This is a genomic window from Streptomyces sp. NBC_00341, assembly GCF_041435055.1.
GTDB lineage: Bacteria > Actinomycetota > Actinomycetes > Streptomycetales > Streptomycetaceae > Streptomyces.
Genome location: NZ_CP108002.1, coordinates 391,293 through 406,525 on the forward strand (window position 1 = coordinate 391,293; position 15,233 = coordinate 406,525).

At 71.9% G+C, this 15,233-nt stretch carries 12 protein-coding genes; 2 read left to right on the top strand and 10 right to left on the bottom strand.

All coding sequences use genetic code 11. The features are described from left to right. Positions 1-70: 70 nt before the first annotated feature. The 4 genes from OG892_RS01820 to OG892_RS01835 all read right to left on the bottom strand — a co-directional run bounded on the left by OG892_RS01820 (position 71) and on the right by OG892_RS01835 (position 3,939). Positions 71-937, bottom strand: a complete 867-nt coding sequence (locus OG892_RS01820; protein WP_371628277.1) for a helix-turn-helix domain-containing protein — start codon at positions 935-937, stop codon at positions 71-73. 244 nt (positions 938-1,181) lie between these two features. Further along, positions 1,182-2,360, bottom strand: coding sequence for an acyl-CoA dehydrogenase family protein (locus OG892_RS01825; protein WP_328868134.1), 1,179 nt, complete (start codon positions 2,358-2,360; stop codon positions 1,182-1,184). A gap of 105 nt (positions 2,361-2,465) precedes the next feature. Beyond that, positions 2,466-3,623 carry a methyltransferase gene (locus OG892_RS01830; protein ID WP_371628278.1) on the bottom strand — a complete coding sequence of 386 codons (1,158 nt, stop codon included), beginning with the start codon at positions 3,621-3,623 and terminating at the stop codon, positions 2,466-2,468. Positions 3,624-3,714: 91 nt separating this feature from the next. After that, the gene (locus OG892_RS01835) at positions 3,715-3,939 is read right to left on the bottom strand and encodes a hypothetical protein (protein WP_073737933.1); all 225 of its coding nucleotides are present in this window, start codon (positions 3,937-3,939) and stop codon (positions 3,715-3,717) included. 252 nt (positions 3,940-4,191) lie between these two features. Here OG892_RS01835 and OG892_RS01840 point away from each other — a divergent pair, with 252 nt between their 5' ends. Continuing rightward, positions 4,192-5,016: an endonuclease gene (locus OG892_RS01840; protein ID WP_328868132.1), complete on the top strand. Its 825-nt coding sequence runs from the start codon at positions 4,192-4,194 to the stop codon at positions 5,014-5,016. Positions 5,017-5,049: 33 nt separating this feature from the next. On the opposite strand, the gene glsA is transcribed toward OG892_RS01840, so the two are convergent. Together glsA and OG892_RS01850 are read right to left on the bottom strand one after the other, a co-directional pair. Next, positions 5,050-6,384 (bottom strand): glutaminase A, encoded by a 1,335-nt coding sequence (gene glsA / locus OG892_RS01845; RefSeq protein ID WP_371628279.1) that lies wholly within the window; start codon positions 6,382-6,384, stop codon positions 5,050-5,052. Between the two features lie 10 nt (positions 6,385-6,394). Next, positions 6,395-6,961 (bottom strand): hypothetical protein, encoded by a 567-nt coding sequence (locus tag OG892_RS01850; RefSeq protein ID WP_371628280.1) that lies wholly within the window; start codon positions 6,959-6,961, stop codon positions 6,395-6,397. 194 nt (positions 6,962-7,155) lie between these two features. On the opposite strand from OG892_RS01850, the gene OG892_RS01855 reads away from it, so the two are divergent. Then, complete coding sequence (locus OG892_RS01855) at positions 7,156-8,271, top strand: chemotaxis protein (RefSeq protein WP_371628281.1); 1,116 nt, start codon at positions 7,156-7,158, stop codon at positions 8,269-8,271. A gap of 64 nt (positions 8,272-8,335) precedes the next feature. Here the strand turns inward: OG892_RS01855 and OG892_RS01860 are convergent, their stop codons facing one another. The 4 genes from OG892_RS01860 to OG892_RS01875 all read right to left on the bottom strand — a co-directional run bounded on the left by OG892_RS01860 (position 8,336) and on the right by OG892_RS01875 (position 15,215). Continuing rightward, positions 8,336-10,723 carry a phosphoketolase gene (locus OG892_RS01860; RefSeq protein ID WP_371628282.1) on the bottom strand — a complete coding sequence of 796 codons (2,388 nt, stop codon included), beginning with the start codon at positions 10,721-10,723 and terminating at the stop codon, positions 8,336-8,338. 84 nt (positions 10,724-10,807) lie between these two features. After that, the gene (locus tag OG892_RS01865; RefSeq protein WP_371628283.1) at positions 10,808-12,220 is read right to left on the bottom strand and encodes an NADP-dependent succinic semialdehyde dehydrogenase; all 1,413 of its coding nucleotides are present in this window, start codon (positions 12,218-12,220) and stop codon (positions 10,808-10,810) included. Positions 12,221-12,388: 168 nt separating this feature from the next. Continuing rightward, on the bottom strand, positions 12,389-12,919 hold the full coding sequence (locus OG892_RS01870) for an ATP-binding protein (RefSeq protein ID WP_371628284.1): 531 nt from the start codon (positions 12,917-12,919) through the stop codon (positions 12,389-12,391). 196 nt (positions 12,920-13,115) lie between these two features. Beyond that, positions 13,116-15,215, bottom strand: coding sequence for a xanthine dehydrogenase family protein molybdopterin-binding subunit (locus OG892_RS01875; protein WP_371628285.1), 2,100 nt, complete (start codon positions 15,213-15,215; stop codon positions 13,116-13,118). Positions 15,216-15,233: the final 18 nt, after the last annotated feature.

A 15,233-nucleotide genomic window follows, 5' to 3' on the forward strand; every position in this document is an offset into this window, starting at 1 on the left:
CTGCGCGGCGAGCACCAACTAAGGGTTACCTAACTCCGTGAAGGTAGCATTCCGCTTACCGCGTGGACAATCAGGAGTTCTGGTCACGCGATACGGAATTCCGGACATCCCGCGACGGCTCGGCGGCCGCGTCGAAGAACGCACCCGGCGTGACTCCCGTGACCCGCCGGAAGGCGACGATGAAGGAGCTGGGCTGCGCGTAGCCGAGCACCTCGGAAACCGTGGCCACCTCGAAGCCTTCGGCGAGGAGCATCAGCGCACGGTGCACACGCAGCATCTGGCGCCACTGCGCGAAGGAGAGACCCGTCGCCTGCCGGAAGGCCCGTGTGATCGTGCGGTCGCTGATCTCCAGCCGGCGCGCCCAGTCCTCCAGCGAGCGGCCGTCCGAGGGATCGTCCAGCAGGGTTTCTGCGATGGCGTCGATCCGTGGATCGCCGGGCAACTGCAACGCGAACTGACGCTCCGAGGGCCGGATCACATCGAAGACGACCGACTCCGCCCGCGCCCTGGCCTCGGCGTCGAGCCGCGCGGAGGCCAGATGGGTCAGCAGCGACTCCAGCAACGGCGTCATCGCGATCGCCATGGGTTCCGTGAACGCGAACGGGGTGCGATCGGGGACGAAGAAGGCGTCGGAGAACTCGGCACCCGCCGTCGCCCGGCCCCCGTGGACCATCCCCGCGGGCATCCAGAGCCCGTGCCCCTCGACCACGGTCAGCACCCGGTCCCCCACGCGGGACGTCAGCGTTCCCCCGCGCACCCAGACGAGTTCGTGCAGGGAATGCGAGTGCGGCGACCACTCCGTGGGGCCGGGGACGATACGGGACCCGGCAAGGATGGCACCCGCCGCCTCCGGGAGCGGTGCGGCCGGCCGCACCACGGTGCCCGCCTCACGCCGCCACATCCCGGGGGTCACCGCACCACGGGACGCTCGAACCATGACGAGGAGTCTATCGGTGCCGGTCAGCGCCGGTTCCGGGGCCGTGGCCCGCACCGCGTGCCGGGCATCCGTCGGCGAGCGTCGGACGGTTGGACGTCCTCGGTCTCCTGCTCCTCTCCCCCGCCTGTGGCGCGGTGGTGTTCGGGCTCATCCGGACCAGCAGGTACGGACCGTTCGCGGACCGTCACGTCGTGATTCCGTTGTGCCGGCTGGTTGTGCCGACTGAGATTCTTCGTCTCACCGCTCAGCGCCGTACGCGCGGCATCCCGAGGCCGATCCACGAGATGATCTCCCGCTGGATCTCGTTGTTGCCCCCGCCGAAGGTGAAGATGACGGCGGAGCGGTATCCGCGTTCGAGTTCGCCGTGCAGGACGGCGCCGGCCGAGCCCTCCTTGAGCGGTCCGGCCGAGCCGACGACCTCCATGAGCCAGGCATAGGCGTCACGGCGTGCCTCCGAGCCGTAGACCTTGACGGCGGAGGCGTCCTGCGGGGTGAGGGTGTTGTGCTGGACGGCCGACACCATCTGCCAGTTGAGCAGCTTCATGGCGTCGAGGCGGGTGTGGGTGCGGGCGAGGCGGGCGCGGACCCAGCCGAGGTCGATGACGCGGCGGCCGTCGGCGAGTTGGGTCTCTGCGGCCCAGCGGCGGACGTTGTGCAGGGCGCGGATGGCCATGGTGCCGTGGGCGGCGAGGGTGACGCGTTCGTGGTTGAGCTGGTTGGTGATGAGCCGCCAGCCCTTGTTCTCCTCGCCGACGCGGCGGGAGACGGGGACGCGGATGTTCTCGTAGTAGCTCGCGGTGGTGTCGTGCGAGGCGAGGGTGTTGATCAGGGTGCAGGAGTAGCCGGGGTCGGACGTCGGGACCAGGAGCATGGTGATGCCCTTGTGCGGCGGCGCTTCCGGGTCGGTACGGGCGGCGAGCCAGACCCAGTCGGCGGTGTCGCCGTTGGTCGTCCAGATCTTCTGCCCGTTGACGACGTACGTGTCGCCCTCGCGCACCGCCCTGGTCTTCAGGGCCGCGAGGTCGGTGCCCGCGTCGGGTTCGCTGTAGCCGATCGCGAAGTCGAGCTCCCCGGCGAGCACCTTGGGCAGGAAGTAGGCCTTCTGCTCGTCCGTGCCGAACTGCATGATCGTGGGGCCGACGGTGTTGAGGGCCATCAGCGGCAGCGGGACACCGGCCTGCGCGGCCTCGTCGAAGAAGATGAACTGCTCCATCGGTGACAGGCCGCGTCCGCCGTACTCCGTGGGCCAGCCGACGCCGAGCCAGCCGTCGGCCCCCAGGCGCCGGATGGTGTCCCGGTAGAAGCGCTTCTGGGCCGCGGGGTCGGCGTAACGCGCGTAGGCGTTGTCGGGGACCAGGGCGGCGAAGTAGGCGCGCAGTTCGGCTCGCAACTGCTGCTGCTCAGGCGTGTATTCGAGGTGCACGGCCCCTCCAGGAGTCTCGCGTTCGCGTCGCCCGTGTGCGGCGGCGCACACAGTAGAACGTGTTGCAAGAATCCGGAAGGGGCACGGAGCCCCGGCCGCCGGACGTCAGCGTTTGACGGCGCGCAGCACCACGAACTTGGGGTCGCCCGCCACCGTGGTGCAGTTGCCGAACGTGCGGCGCAGCTGGTTGTGGTAGCCGAGGTGCCGGTTGCCCACGACCCACAGCTCGCCGCCCTGGCGCAGTGCGGCACGCGCCCCGTGGAACATGTTCCGGGCGGTGGCGTCCGTGGTGGCCTGGTGCGAGTGGAACGGCGGGTTGTTGAGGATCAGGTCGACGCTCGCGGGCGCGGTGCCGGCCAGCACGTCCCCGACGACGAAGCGGGCCTCGGCGCCGGCGTCGGTATTGGCCCGGAAGGTCGCCTCTGCCGAGGCGACCGCCTGGTACGACTCGTCGATGAAGGTGAGCTCGGCCTCGGGGTTGGCGAGTGCGGCGGACAGCCCGAGGACGCCGTTTCCGCAGCCGAGGTCGACGACCCGTTCCGGGCCGCTGCGCACCGGCAGGTGCTTCAGGAAGAAGCGGGTGCCGATGTCGAGCCGCTCCGCGCAGAAGATGCCGGCGTGGTTGATGACGGTCCGGCCCGCGACGGCCCCGACGTCGTCGGGCAGCTCGTAGCGGTGGGGCCACGGGCTGCTCGCGCGGACCGGGGCCGGGTCAGGTGTGCAGTGGATGAGCCGGGCCTTCTTGACCGCGAGGGAGGTGCGGGTGGGGCCGATGATGCGCTCGAACAGCTTGAGGGTGGAGGTGTGGATCTCCTTCACCATCCCGGTGCCGATGACGACGGTCCCGGCGTGGACGGCGGGCGCGAGCCGGTACAGCTGGTCCTCCAGGAGCGCGAGGCTCTTGGGCACCCGTACGAGCAGGACATCAACGCGTTCCGGCGGGGTGTCGCGCGCGGACAGCAGCCGTACGGCGTCCGCGCCGGCCCCGTTGCGTTCCAGGTTCGCCGCTGTCGCCCGCTGCGCGAGGTAGGAGTCGGTGATCTGTACCGGCCGGTGGCCCGCCAGTACCGTGCTCAGCGCGCCCCAGCGGTCACCGACCACGACGACACTGCCGGACAGGTCGACCGGACTCGCCCCGTCGATCCCCTCCAGGTGCCGCAGCAGGTATTCGTCGGCCGCGTCCCAGGCGCGGAAGGGGTCGCGGGGGTCCTCGGGGAATCGGGCGAGGTCGTAACCGGCCCCTGACGTCGTCAAACGGTTCATATAGCGTTCAGGCTAACCGAGCGGCGGGAGACACCCGAACACTTCCGGCCGCCACGAGGGCACGCAAAGCCCCCGCACCGCCCGGCCGGGGCTACGGCAGCTGCTTGTCGATCGCCGACCGGCCCTCCCTGGCCAGCCTGCGCCGCGCCCACTCAAGGGTCTGCGGAGTCACGTCACGCCCGGAGGCGAGCACCAGGTCCTCGGGCGACGGATCATCGCTCGCGCCGGTGTGCAGGAGACTGTCGGGGGTCACGCCCCGTAGTGCGGATGGGTCCGCACGCAGCGGTACGGATACGGATTCGGGCTCGTCGCTCATGCCGCCTCCTCGTCCTTGCGGCAATTCTCGCCCCGCGCCGACGGGGGCGCATCCGATGCCCGGCCGCAGCGTCCGACCGGCCCGGCACCGGCCCTCACTTGACCTGCACATGATAGGTACGCAGCGTTCACACCCGGGTCACGGTGCGTGTGGAAGGCTCCCGCTGACCACCCATCACACGACCACCGCGGCAGCCGCCCCCCACCCCGCACCGGCGCCGCGGTGCCCGTATTTCCGGAGAGGACACCCCACATGTCCCGTCGTCACCTTTCCTGCCGGCGCCCGCTGCTGGCCACTCTCGCCGCCTTCGCGGTGCTCACCGGCACCGCGGCCGCCGCACCGGCCGCTACCCCGCCGGCTCCGGCGACCGCCGCCACCCCGCTCCGCGCGCTGGACGACACGTACTACCAGGACGCGCTCGGCAAGACCGGCACCGCGCTCAAGGGCGCCCTCCACACGATCATCAGCGAGCAGTCCACGCTCACCTACAGCCAGGTCTGGGACGCGCTCAAGGACACCGACGAGGACCCGGCGAACTCCTCGAACGTCATCCTCCTCTACTCCGGAATCTCCGAGCCCAAGAGCGACAACGGCGGCGGCACCGGCCAGTGGAACCGCGAGCACGTCTGGGCCAAGTCCCACGGCGACTTCGGCACGGCCACCGGCCCCGGCACCGATATCCACCATCTGCGCCCGGAGGACGTGTCGGTCAACTCCGTCCGCGGCAACAAGGACTTCGACAACGGCGGCAGCGCGGTGAGCGGGGCGCCCGGCAACTACACCGACGGCGACTCCTTCGAACCGCGCGACGCCGTCAAGGGCGACGTCGCCCGCATGATCCTCTACATGGCCGTGCGGTACGAGGGTGACGACTCCTTCGCCGACCTCGAACCCAACGACCAGGTGTCGAACGGCTCCGCCCCGAACATCGGCCGGCTCTCCGTACTGAAGGCGTGGAGCCAGGAGGACCCGCCGGACACCTTCGAGAAGCGGCGCAACGACGTCATATTCGACCAGTACCAGCACAACCGGAATCCGTTCGTCGACCACCCTGAATGGGTGGACGCCATCTGGTAGGCCGTCGGCCGGCGTGACGGGGCGGGCCGGTTCTCAGCCGGTCCGCCCCGGCGCGCACCAGTCCACGGCGTCCTCGCGGGAGACGAAGTGCCGGGGAGCCCCGGCGGTGACGTCCTGTCCCGCGAGACGACCCGCCGGGTCCACCACGGCGGTGCGCCGGCCGCCGGCCATGAGCCGGGCCAGTCCGCCGTTCAGCATCGTCCGGGCCGCCGTGTCGATGTCCGTCACCCGGCGCAGATCCAGCACCACGGCCACCGTGTTCTCCGGGCCCGACTCGTCCAGGGCGAACAGCACCCGCTCGGCCGCGGTGAAGTCCAGCGCGCCCTGGGCCGCGACGACCGCCACCCGCTCACGGCGGGCGCGCTCCCGCTCCCCCGCCGGCGCGGAGGGCAGATCGTCGGCCGTGGTGACCAGGGTGACGGTGGAGCCCGCCAGGGCCGGGTTGTGCATGAGGTGCAGCCCGAAACGCTCGGAGAGCGCGCCGAGCGCCCGTCGTCCCCGCACGGAGGTTCCGGCCGGGTCGAGGAGCGGGCTGTACGCCGCGAGTCCGAACCGGGCCGGGCCGGCGGCGATCAGACCGCCGGACACCCCGCTCTTGGCCGGCAGCCCGACCCGGAGCAGCCAGTCGCCCGAGGCGTTGTACATCCCGCAGGTCGCCATCACCGCCAGGACGTGCGCGGCGACGGGCTCCGGCACCACCGCGTCCCCGGTGACCGGATGGACTCCCCCGTTGGCCAGGGTCGCCGCCATCGCGGCCAGGTCCAGCGCCGTGACCCGTACCGCGCACTGGCGGAAGTACGTCTCCACGGCCGCCACCGGGTCCACGGGCAGCGGACCCGCGCTGCGGATGAGATACGCCAGGGCGCGGTTGCGGTCGCCGGTGAGCGCCTCGGAGGCGTACACCTGCTCGTCGACGTCCAGCCGCCGGCCGGCGAATCGGCTCAGGAAGTCGAGGATCCGGTCGAACCTCGGAGCGTCCCGGGTGTCGGGGACCAGCGCGGTGGTGACGATGGCGCCCGCGTTGACCATGGCGTTGGCGGGACGTCCGGTGCCCGGTTCCAGGCTGATGGCGTTGAACGCCTCGCCGCTGGGCTCCGCGCCGACCCAGCGGCCCACCTCGTCGAGCCCGAGCGTGGACAGGGCCAGGGCGTAGACGAACGGTTTCGAGACGGACTGGGCGGTGAACGGCACCTCGACGTCACCGGTGCTGTAGCGGTGGCCGTCCATACTGATCAGGGCCAGCCCGAACGCGTCCGGGTCGGCCAGCGCCAGTTGCGGGATGTAGTCGGCGAGCCTTCCGTCGCGCAGTCCGCCGAACCGGGTGTGCAGTTCGCGCAAGGCGTCCGTGACCGCCTCTGCGGCGCTCACCGGCCGGCCGTCAGCCGCGCTCGGCCTGCGCGACCCGCGGGAACGTCTTGACGCCCGCGGCCTTGCGGCTGTTGGCGTGCTGGCTGACGGTGCGGCCGGGCGGGGCGTCCGCGAAACCGAGCACCACCGAGTCCAGGACCTTGCCCGAGGAGTCGGTGAAGTCCACCTTGACCGCGTAGAAGGCGGCCTTGTCGGTCGGGTTGGTCACCCGGACGAGGGCGCTGCGGAACTGCTCCGAGGGCTTGACCGCGAGGCCGTTGACGGAGACGTCCTTGACCGCGTCGCCCTTGCCCTTCACGCCCTTGAGCGTGGTGACGGCCTTCTGCCGGTTGCGCTCCACCTCCGCGGACACCGAGGCCGCGAACTCCTGCTGGGTGCGCCGGCTCTCCGTGGCCCGCGGCGACGCCGTCGGCTCCGCGGACACCGTGCGGGTGCTCTTGGCGGTCCCCTGCGAAGAGGTGTCGGAGCTGTCGCAGGCGGCGGCGGAGGCGACGATCAGCGCGGCCAGTACGGCGGGGGTCAGGCTGCGGGCGGCACGGTGGCCGATGGCGCGCCGCACGGGGCTGGTCTGGTTCACGGACGCTCCGTCTGCTCGGAAGTACGAAGGAAGGACCGGCTCTCGTTCCCGCTGTCCAGGGTGAGCGTGGACATCGCGCATACCTCCTGGAGCCGGGAGTACCAATTCGCCCATATTAGGTTGCAAAGGTATGAATTGACTCGTCGAATCACCCACTCAGCACCGCAGTACGCCAAGTCCCCGGGAGGGAACAGATGGACACGGATGCCCTGACCGCCGGCCTCTTGCAGGAGCTCCGGGCGGCCAAGCCCTATCCCGCCCTGTCCCTGACCATGCCGACCCACCGGCGCGCACCCGACAACGCGCAGGACGCCGTCCGGCTGCGCAATCTGGTCGCCGCCGCGGGAAACCGGCTCGACGCCGATCCCCAGGTCGGCCGGGAGACCCGGGCCGCCGTCAAGCAGCAGCTCGACCGGGCGGTCGCGGAGATCGATCCGCGCCGGGCCCTGGACTCGCTGGTGGTCCTGGCCACGGCGGACGAGTACCAGATCTGGCAGCTCCCCCGCACCGCACCCGAACGAGTGGTGCTGAGCGACACCTACCTCACCCGCAACCTGGTCGCCGCCAAGGCGCAGGCCCGGCCGTTCTGGGCGCTCACCGTCTCCGCCGACCACGCGGCCCTGTTCAGCGGCACGGGGGACGCGGCGCACGAGGAGCGGATCGGCGGCTTCCCGCTGACGGCTCCGCACGAGCCGCCCAACCCGCAGCGCGAGGAGCGGATCGGCGACACCCCGAGCACGTTCAGCGACGAGGACACCCGCCAGTTCCTGCGGACCGTGGACGAGAAGCTGCGCGGGGTCCTGGCCACGGATCCGCGCCCGCTGTACCTGGTCGGCCTCGCTCTCGCGCTGGCGATGCTGGACGAGGTCGGTGAGAGCACCGGGGCGGCGGTCGGGCGGGTGACCAAGGGCGCTCCCGCCGACACCACGCCCGGCGGCCTGCTCACCGAGCTGCGCCCCGCCCTGGAGGCCCGGCAGAAGCGGTTCGCCGCCGAGATCGAGGGCAAGCTGGACGAGGCGCGCGGCCGTCACGCCTTCGCCGGCGGTCTCGACGAGGTGTGGGCCGCCGTACGGGAGGCGCGGGCCGGACTGGTAGCGGTGGAGGAGCACTACCAGCAGACGGTCCGGGTCGCCCGGGAGCACCTTGAGCCGGTGAGCGCGGACGCCCTGGACCCGGCGGACGAGAAGGTCCGCGAGGACATCGTGGACGAGCTGGTCGAGGCGGCGCTGGACAGTGGCGCGGAGGTGGTGTTCGTCGCGGACGACTCACTCAAGGAGCACGGGCGGATCGCGGCGGCGCTGCGCTACTGAACGTCGTACGGCAGGGGCCCGGACGGTCGTCCGTCCGGGCCCCCGCCGTACGCGGCGGCGGACCTCAGCCCTCCCAGGTCCAGTCGGCGACCTCGGGGAGGTCCGTGCCGTGCTCGCGGATCCAGGCGTGGTGACGGGTACGGGTGTCGGACATCGCCTGACGCACCGCCACGGCACGGACGCCGAGGCCCGGTACCCGGTCGATGACGTCCATGACCAGCCGGTAGCGGTCGAGGTCGTTGCGGACCACCATGTCGAACGGCGTGGTGGTCGTGCCCTCCTCCTTGTAGCCGCGCACGTGCAGCTGGGCGTGACCGGTGCGGCGGTAGGCCAGCCGGTGGATCAGCCAGGGATAGCCGTGGTACGCGAAGATCACCGGCTTGTCGCGGGTGAAGAGCGCGTCGTACTCGGAGTCGGGCATCCCGTGCGGATGCTCGTCGTGCGGCATGAGCCGGGCCATGTCGACGACGTTCACCACCCGCACCGCCAGCTCGGGCAGGTGATGCCGGAGCAGACCGGCCGCCGCCAGGACCTCCAGGGTGGGGACGTCCCCGGCGCAGGCGAGCACCACATCGGGCTCACGGCTGCCGTCGTCCGTACCCGCCCACTCCCACGTCCCGGCGCCGCGGGCGCAGTGCGCACGGGCCTGGTCGAGGGTGAGCCAGTCGAAGCTGGGCTGCTTCCCGGCCACGATCACGTTGACGTAGTCACGGCTGCGCAGCGCGTGGTCGGCCACGGACAGCAGCGTGTTGGCGTCCGGGGGCAGGTAGACGCGGACGACCTCCGGGCTCTTGTTGAGGATGTGGTCGACGAAGCCCGGGTCCTGGTGCGAGAAGCCGTTGTGGTCCTGCCGCCAGACGTGCGAGGTGAGGAGGTAGTTGAGGGAGGCGATGGGGCGGCGCCACGGCAGCCGGCGCGAGGTACGAAGCCATTTGATGTGCTGGTTGACCATCGAGTCGACGATGTGGGCGAACGCCTCGTAGCAGGAGAACAGTCCGTGTCGGCCGGTGAGCAGGTAGCCCTCCAGCCAGCCCTGGCACAGGTGCTCGGAGAGGACCTCCATGACGCGGCCGTCGCGGGCCAGGTGCTCGTCGGTGGGCAGCGTCCCGGCCTGCCAGGCCTTTCCGGTCGCCTCGTAGAGGGCGTCGAGCCGGTTCGAGGCCGTCTCGTCGGGGCCGACCACCCGGAAGTCCCTGCGGTCCGCGGTGGCCGCCATCACGGCTTCCAGCAGTCCGCCCAGGACCCGGGTCGGCTCGTGCAGGACGGTGCCCGGCCGGTCCACCCCCACCGCGTACGCGTCGAGCGGCGGAACGGGCAGGTCGCGCAGGAGCAGCCCGCCGTTGGCGTACGGGGTGGAGCCGAGCCGGGCCTGGCCTGCGGGCACACGGCTGAGGACCTGCTCCGAGGGGCGTCCTTCGGCGTCGAAGAGCTCCTCCGGCCGGTAGGAGCGCAGCCACGCCTCCAGCTGACGCAGGTGGGCCGGGTTGTCGCGGACCCCGGGCAGCGGGACCTGGTGGGCGCGCCAGGTCCCTTCGACGGGCAGCCCGTCGACCTCGGCGGGGCCGGTCCAGCCCTGCGGGGTGCGCAGCACGATCATGGGCCAGCGCGGGCGGTCGGTGTCGCCGCCGGTCCGGGCGGCCTGCTGGAGCTCTCCGATGCGGTCGACGGCCCGGTCCATCGCGACGGCCATCGCCCGGTGCACGGTGAGCGGGTCGTCGCCCGAGACGAACAGCGGTTCGTGCCCGTAGCCGCGCAGCAGGGCGTCCAGCTCCTCCTCGGGGAGGCGCGCGAGCACCGTCGGGTTGGCGATCTTGTAGCCGTTGAGGTGGAGGACCGGCAGGACGGCCCCGTCGTGGACCGGATCGAGGAACTTGTTGGCGTGCCAGGAGCCGGCGAGCGGCCCGGTCTCCGCCTCCCCGTCACCGACGACGCAGGTGACGAGCAGCTCCGGGTGGTCGAGGGCGGCGCCGTAGGCGTGGGCGAGGGAGTAGCCGAGTTCGCCGCCCTCGTGGATGGAGCCGGGGGTCTCTGGTGCGACGTGGCTGGGCACACCGCCGGGGAAGGAGAACTGTTTGAACAGCAGGCCCATGCCCGCCGCGTCCCTGCTGACGTCGGGGTACGTCTCCGAGTAGCTGCCCTCCAGCCATGAGTTGGCGAGCACCGCGGGACCGCCGTGGCCGGGGCCCCACACGCACAGCGCGGGGATGCCGCGTGCGGCGATGACCCGGTTGAGGTGCGTATACACGAGGTTGAGCCCCGGTGAGGTGCCCCAGTGGCCGAGCAGTCTGGGCTTGATGTGCTCGGGGGCGAGCGGCCGGGTGAGCAGCGGGTTGGCCATCAGGTAGATCTGGCCGACGGCCAGGTAGTTGGCCGCCCGCCAGTGGGCGTCGAGCGCGGAGATCTCTTCGTCGGACGGGCCGGCCGTCGGTGAGGCCGGTGGGGCGTCGCTCATGGTCACCTTCTCAGCGGGCGGAACAGCGGGCAGAACAGTGGGCGGAACGAGGGCTGGGAACGGGCACGGGCGCCGGGGACGCGTTCACCGCGGCTCGGCGCCGTACCAGACGGTGGTGGCGTTGCAGAACTCGCGGATGCCGTGTCCGGCCAGCTCACGCCCGTAGCCCGAGCGCTTCACGCCGCCGAACGGCAGCGCGGGGTGCGAGGCCGTCATCCCGTTGAAGAAGACGCCGCCCGCCTCCAGATCGCGGACGCAGCGCCGGCTCTCCTCCGCGTCACGGGTCCACACGTTGGAGCTGAGCCCGAACGGGGTGTCGTTGGCGAGCTCCACCGCCTCGTCGAGGCTGTCGACCCGGTAGAGCGTGGCGACGGGACCGAAGGTCTCCTCGCGGTGGATCCGCATGGCGGGCGTGATGCCGGTCAGGACGGTGGGCGCGTAGAACCAGCCGTTCTCCAGGCCGCCGCCCAGCCCCTCGGGCCGGCCGCCGCCGCACAGGGCGACGGCGCCCCGCCGTACGGCGTCGTCGACGAGTTCCTCCAGGTCTGTACGGCCCTGCTCGCTGGAGAGCGGGCCGACGTCGGTGGACTCCTCCAGCGGGTCGCCGACGGTCAGGTCGCGCATGCCCACGGTGAAGCGTTCGGCGAACTCCTCGTACACCTCGGTGTGCACGATGAACCGCTTGGCGGCGATGCAGGACTGGCCGTTGTTCTGGACCCGGGCGGTGACGGCGGTACGGGCGGCCCGCGCGACGTCGGCCGAGGGCAGGACGAGGTAGGGATCGCTGCCGCCCAGCTCCAGGACGGTGTGCTTGACCTCGTCGCCCGCGGCGGCCGCGACGGCGCGCCCGGCCGGTTCGCTGCCGGTCAGGGTGGCCGCGGCCACCCGGTGGTCGCGCAGGATCGCCTCGACCGCGGCGGAGCCCACCAGCAGGGTCTGGAAGCAGCCTTCGGGGAATCCGGCCCGGCGGAACAGATCGCCCAGGTAGAGCGCGGTCTGCGGCACGTTCGAGGCGTGCTTCAGCAGCCCGGTGTTGCCCGCCATGAGGGCGGGGGCCGCGAACCGTACGACCTGCCAGAGCGGGAAGTTCCACGGCATCACGGCGAGCACGGCGCCCAGCGGACGGTAGTGGACATAGGCGCGGGAGGCACCGGAGTCCTCGACGTCGGCGGGCGCGGGGTGCTCGTCGGCGAGGAGCTCCTGCGCGTGGGTGGCGTACCAGCGCATGGCCTTCGCGCACTTCGCGGCCTCGGCGCGGGCCGCCTTGACCGGCTTGCCCATCTCCAGGGTCATGGTGCGGGCGATGTCCTGCTGGTCCTCGTCCAGGAGATCGGCGGCCCGGTTCAGCAGCCGGGACCGTTCGCCGAACCCGGTGGTGCGGTACTCCCGGAAGGCGGCGTCCGCCGCGGCGAGCCGCCGCTCGATCTCGTCCGCTTCCAGGGCGTCGAACGTCCTCAGGGTCTCGCCGTTCGCGGGGTTGACCGTCGCGATGGGCATGACTGTGGCCTCCTTGCCTCGGTACTCCGACCGTGCCGCGCCACGTCCGGTGACGCAACGCGGGCCGGGCACACGCGTACCCGTCCGGCGCGGATCATGCGTGCGGGACGCACACGATCCGCGCCGGACGGGAGGACCGCGGGGTGCCCGCGCTCCGTACCGCGCGCCTCAGACGAGGGCGGGGGCCTGGGCCGGGGCGGGGGCGTCCGTCCCGGCGGGGGCCGCGGCTTCGGCTGCCGGGAAGTCCGTGACCACCGCGGGCGGGCGGCGGAACTCGCGGACGCCGGGCAGCGGCGGGAGCGGCACCAGCGCGATGTGCTGCGGCTCCTGCGCGTACCGGGTGAACCAGACGACCTTGCCCTCGGCGGTCCGGCAGGTGCCCCAGCTGTCGCTGAGGGCCATCACCCGGCTGAGCCCACCGCCCTCGTGGAGCAGCCGGGGCATTTCGGCACCGTTGTCAGCGACGGAGACCGTGAGGTGCCGTCCGGACCAGCGGAGTTCGAGGACACAGGTGTTGTCGTCACCGACGTGCCGCTGGACGTTGGTCAGCAGCTCCTCCACAGCACGGCACACGGGCCGTACGTGAAGTTCGAGACTCCAGTGGCGCAGATGCGCGGCGATGATCCGCCGCAGCTGGGACACGCGCTCTGCCGAAACCTGGAGTTCGACCAGATAGTGCCGGTCGAGTGGAACGGTCATCGTCGAGGCTCCTCACATCGAGGCCCACATGCTTCGCCCCGTTGAACGAACGACCCCCGAATGCAAAGAGTGAGCAGATGTCACTTCTGGGTCACTCCTTAGGGTGACCCGGTAGAGCCGGTTGCGCAACACATCCGGCCGCGCACCCCCGGTGACCAGCGCGTTTGCCTCTGCCGGGGGCGGGTGCCCCCTTCCCTCAGGGCAGTTGGGGCAGCAGCCGGTCCGGGGTGAGCGGGAGGGTGCGGAGCCGGACACCGGTGGCGTGCCGGACGGCGTTGCCGATCGCCGCCGCCGCGCCGACGATGCCGATCTCACCGATTCCCTTGCTGCCCATCGGGTTGAGGTGCGGGTCCTCCTCCTCGATCCAGTGTGCCTCGATGCCGACCGCGTCCGCGCAGGCCGGCACGTGGTAGGAGGCGAGATCGCTCTCGGTGAAGTCCCCGAACACCGGGTCCATGCTGCTGGACTCGGTCAGCGCCATGCCGAGCCCCATGGTCATTCCGCCGATGAACTGGGAGCGTGCGGTACGGGAGTTGAGGATGCGTCCGGCGGCGAAGACCCCGAGCATCCGGCGCACCCGGACCTCGCCGGTCCTGCTGTCGACGGCGACCTCGGCGAAGTGCGCCCCGAAGGCGTGCCGGGCGTACGGGGACTCGGCCGCCGTCTCGCTGTCGGTGTCGGCGGTCACCGTCACTCCCTCCTCCGGCAGCGCTCCGGTGCGCTCACCGAGCCGGCGCGCGAGGCCGGCCGCCGCCTTGTGCACCGACCAGCCCCAGGAACCGGTGCCGGAGGAGCCGCCGGCCAGCGGGGCGTCCGGCAGGTCGCTGTTGCCGATGTCGACGATCACGTTCTCGACCGGGGTCTCCAGCGCGCTCGCGGCGATCTGGGCGAGGACGGTGCGGGCGCCGGTACCGATGTCGGTGGCGTTGACCGCGATGCGGTACGAGCCGTCGGCCGCCGCGTGGGCCGAGGCGTGGGAGGCGCTCATGTAGACCGGGTACGTGGCCGAGGCGACGCCCGTACCGAGCAGCAGCGCCCCTTCCCGGCGGACCGCGGGGCGGGGATCGCGGCCGTGCCAGCCGAAGCGCTCGGAGCCCTCCCGCAGGCATGCGGCCAGACCTCGGCTGCTGAAGGGTTTCCCGGAGTCGGGCTCGTCGGCCGGGTCGTTGCGCAGGCGCAGTTCGACGGGGTCGATGCCCAGGGCCGAGGCGAGTTCGTCCAGGGCCGATTCGAGCGCGTACATGCCGGGGGCCTCGCCCGGGGCGCGCATCCAGGACGGGCTCGGGACGTCGAGGGCGGTGACCCGGTGGACGGTGCGGCTGTGCGCGGAGCCGTACATCACCCGGGCCGGTACGGCGGCCTGCTCCACGAACTCCTTGACGGTGGAGGTGTGGGTGATGATCTCGTGGGCGACCGAGGTGAGGGTGCCGTCGGCCTCCGCGCCGAGCCGGACGCGCTGAACGGTGGGCGCGCGGTGACCGACGACCGCGGCCATGTGGCGCCGGGGCATGGCGAGTTCGACGGGCCGGCCGGTGTGCAGCGCGGCCATGGCGGCGAGCACGGCCTGGGGGCGCGGGGTGCCCTTGGAGCCGAAGCCGCCGCCCACGTGTTCCGAGACGACGGTGACCTGGTCCGGCCGCAGCCCGAACACGGTGGCGAGACTGTCCCGCACCTTGGTGGCGCCCTGGCCGGAGTCGTACACGGTGAGATGCCCCTCCGGCGACCAGTGGGCGGTCGAGGCGTGCGGTTCCATGGGGTGGTTGTGCAGCGCGCCGAGCGTGTACGTGGCGTCGATCCGTACGGGCGCGGCGGCGAACGCCCGGTCGAAATCGCCGCGTTCACGTACGGCCGGGTAGCCGCCGTTGGCGGTCTCCGGGGTGTACAGACCGGGGTGATCCGCTGTCAGTACGACGTCGTGCGGGGCGCTCTCGTAGGTGATGTCCAGCGCCTCCGCACCCGCTCGCGCGCCTTCCAGGGTGTCCGCCACGACGAGGGCGATCTGCCAGCCACGGTGCGGCACGCGGTCATTCTGGAGGACGGCGAGGATCGGATCGTCCGGTTCCCGGGTCCGCGGCGCGTTCTCGTGGGTGAGGACGGCGCGGACTCCGGGGAGGGCCATCGCGTCGGCGGTGCCGATCGCGGTGACGCGGCCGCGCGGCACGGTGGCGGGCACCGGCCAGGCGTACAGGCAGCCGGGCAGGTTACGTTCGGCGGAGTAGCGGGCGGCGCCGGTCACCTTGTCCCGGCCCTCGCGGCGGACGACGGGGGCGCCCAGGGGCTGGAGGGTGTCGCTCATGGTGGGAGTCCTCGGCTC

What these genes read in the sequence shown, in the direction of transcription:
- OG892_RS01820 (WP_371628277.1), bottom strand. Translation starts at nt 937, where the DNA reads ATGGTTCGAGCGTCCCGTGGTGCGGTGACCCCCGGGATGTGGCGGCGT.
- OG892_RS01830 (WP_371628278.1), bottom strand. Translation starts at nt 3,623, where the DNA reads ATGAACCGTTTGACGACGTCAGGGGCCGGTTACGACCTCGCCCGATTC.
- OG892_RS01835 (WP_073737933.1), bottom strand. Translation starts at nt 3,939, where the DNA reads ATGAGCGACGAGCCCGAATCCGTATCCGTACCGCTGCGTGCGGACCCA.
- OG892_RS01840 (WP_328868132.1), top strand. Translation starts at nt 4,192, where the DNA reads ATGTCCCGTCGTCACCTTTCCTGCCGGCGCCCGCTGCTGGCCACTCTC.
- OG892_RS01855 (WP_371628281.1), top strand. Translation starts at nt 7,156, where the DNA reads ATGGACACGGATGCCCTGACCGCCGGCCTCTTGCAGGAGCTCCGGGCG.
- OG892_RS01860 (WP_371628282.1), bottom strand. Translation starts at nt 10,723, where the DNA reads ATGAGCGACGCCCCACCGGCCTCACCGACGGCCGGCCCGTCCGACGAA.
- OG892_RS01865 (WP_371628283.1), bottom strand. Translation starts at nt 12,220, where the DNA reads ATGCCCATCGCGACGGTCAACCCCGCGAACGGCGAGACCCTGAGGACG.
- OG892_RS01870 (WP_371628284.1), bottom strand. Translation starts at nt 12,919, where the DNA reads ATGACCGTTCCACTCGACCGGCACTATCTGGTCGAACTCCAGGTTTCG.
- OG892_RS01875 (WP_371628285.1), bottom strand. Translation starts at nt 15,215, where the DNA reads ATGAGCGACACCCTCCAGCCCCTGGGCGCCCCCGTCGTCCGCCGCGAG.